This is a genomic window from Burkholderia sp. Ac-20392, assembly GCF_017104585.1.
GTDB classification, from domain to species: domain Bacteria; phylum Pseudomonadota; class Gammaproteobacteria; order Burkholderiales; family Burkholderiaceae; genus Burkholderia; species Burkholderia lata.
In genome coordinates this window covers 1-1957 of the sequence record NZ_JAAGPB010000877.1, presented here as the reverse complement: position 1 = coordinate 1957, position 1957 = coordinate 1, and the positions used below count along the sequence as shown (strand labels likewise).

Below are 1957 nucleotides of genomic sequence, written 5' to 3'. Positions count from 1 at the left end.
CCGCAGCGCGACGCCGATGCGGCGCTGAAGGCGTCGCTCAAGGCGCGCGGCGTCACGGTCGAGAGCAGCAACGGCAGCGTGCTGAACGAGCCGTGGGAGGTGCTGACGGGCAGCGGCGGGCCGTACCAGGTGTTCACAGCCTACTGGCGTGCGGCGCGCCGCGACCGCACGGTTGCCGTGCCGTTGCCGGAGCCCGAGCGGATCACGTTTCATCCGTGGCCGAAGGCCGTGCGTGACCGCGCGCTGGCACTCGACGCGCTTGCCTTGCGTCCGCCGGTGCCGGATTGGGCCGGCGGCCTGCGCGACGCGTGGCCCGCGCCCGACGAAACCGGGGCGCACGCCCGGCTCGACGCATTCCTGACGACATCGCTCGCCGGCTACGCGGATGCGCGCGACCTTCCCGACCGTCCCGCGACGAGCCGGCTGTCGCCGTTCCTGCGCTTTGGCAACCTGTCGCCGCGACAGGTGTGGCATGCGGTGCAGGGCGCCGCTAGCGAAGGTGGCGCGGCGGTGGCCGCGGACGCCGACAAATTCCTGAGCGAGCTCGGCTGGCGCGAGTTCAGCTACACGCTGCTGTATCACTTCCCGGCGCTCGCAACCGAAAATTTCCGCGCGCAGTTCGATGCGATGGCGTGGCGCGACGATCCCGCCGCGCTGCACGCATGGCAGCGCGGGCTGACCGGCTATCCGCTCGTCGATGCGGGCCTGCGCGAACTGTGGACGACCGGCTGGATGCACAACCGCGTGCGGATGGTCGTCGCGTCGTTCCTGATCAAGCACTTGCTGATCGACTGGCGCGCGGGCGAAGCGTGGTTCTGGGACACGCTGGTCGACGCCGATCCCGCGAACAACGCGGCGAGCTGGCAGTGGGTGGCCGGGTGCGGCGCCGACGCCGCGCCGTATTTCCGCATCTTCAATCCGGTCGCGCAGGGGCAAAAGTTCGATCCGGACGGTGCGTACGTGCGGCGCTGGGTGCCCGAGCTTGCCGGTCTCGACAACGCATCGATCCACGCGCCGTGGGAAGCATCGCCGCTGGAACTCGACGCAGCCGGCGTGCGGCTCGGCGTCGACTATCCGGAGCCGCTCGTCGAGCATGCGGCCGCGCGTGCCCGTGCGCTCGATGCGCTGGCGGCATTGCCGAAGCGCCGTTGACCGCGCGCTCAGGGTGTCGCGTCAGTTGCAGAACGCGACGTGTTCGAGCAACGCGTACGCGACGCCCGAACTGAAATAGGCCGCGCCGCACCACGCGACGAACGCGAGCGTGGCGGCCGCCAGCGCCGCGCGGATCACGCCCATGCCGCGTTGCCCGATGCCGGACGCGCGACACGCGCGTCGTCGATCGGCAGGTGTAGCAGCGCCGCGAGTACGCCGAGTGCGATCGAGCCGATCCACAGCGGCATGTACGAATGCGTCGCGTCGTACACCACCGCGCCGAGCCAGACGCCGAAGAAGCTGCCGAGCTGGTGCCCGAAGAATACGAAGCCGAACAGCGTCGCGATGTAGCGCACGCCGAACACCTGCGAGATCACGCCATTCGTCAGCGGCACGGTGCCGAGCCACGTGAACCCCATCACGGCCGCGAACACATAGACGCTCGTGGGCGACAGCGGCGCGGCGACGAACACGGCCATCGTGAGCGCACGCACGAGGTACAGCACCGACAGCACGTACTTGCGCCGCAGCAGTCCGCCGAGATGGCCGCACGCATAGGTGCCGGCCACGTTGGTCAGCGCGATCAGCGCGAGCGCGACGCTCGCGTGGCGTGCCGGCAGCCCGTGGTCGAGCAGGTACGCGGGAAGATGCGTCGCGATGAATGCGAGCTGGAACCCGCACGCGAAGAAGCCCGCGTTCAGCAGCCAGAAGCCGCGATGCGCGAACGCTTCGCGCACGGCGTCGCCGATCGACTGGTCGGGGCCGGCGGCGGCGCCGGCCGCCTGCGCGGGCCGGTCGATCGGCA

At 70.5% G+C, this 1957-nt stretch carries 3 protein-coding genes; 1 reads left to right on the top strand and 2 read right to left on the bottom strand.

Annotated features, from left to right (window positions below; all coding sequences use genetic code 11):
- On the top strand, nt 1–1152 hold a 1152-nt coding region (locus tag G3N99_RS39260), incomplete at its 5' end, for a deoxyribodipyrimidine photo-lyase (protein WP_206125085.1).
- A gap of 21 nt (nt 1153–1173) precedes the next feature.
- On the opposite strand, the gene G3N99_RS42460 is transcribed toward G3N99_RS39260, so the two are convergent.
- Both G3N99_RS42460 and G3N99_RS39255 read right to left on the bottom strand, forming a co-directional pair.
- The gene (locus G3N99_RS42460) at nt 1174–1296 is read right to left on the bottom strand and encodes a hypothetical protein (protein ID WP_277396498.1); all 123 of its coding nucleotides are present in this window, start codon (nt 1294–1296) and stop codon (nt 1174–1176) included.
- The coding region (locus G3N99_RS39255; RefSeq protein WP_206125084.1) for an MFS transporter at nt 1287–1957 on the bottom strand (671 nt) is incomplete at its 5' end. The genes G3N99_RS39255 and G3N99_RS42460, both read right to left, overlap by 10 nt.

Bases quoted from the DNA above. Each gene is read 5' to 3' on its own strand.
- G3N99_RS42460 (WP_277396498.1), bottom strand. From the start codon at position 1,296: ATGGGCGTGATCCGCGCGGCGCTGGCGGCCGCCACGCTCGCGTTCGTC.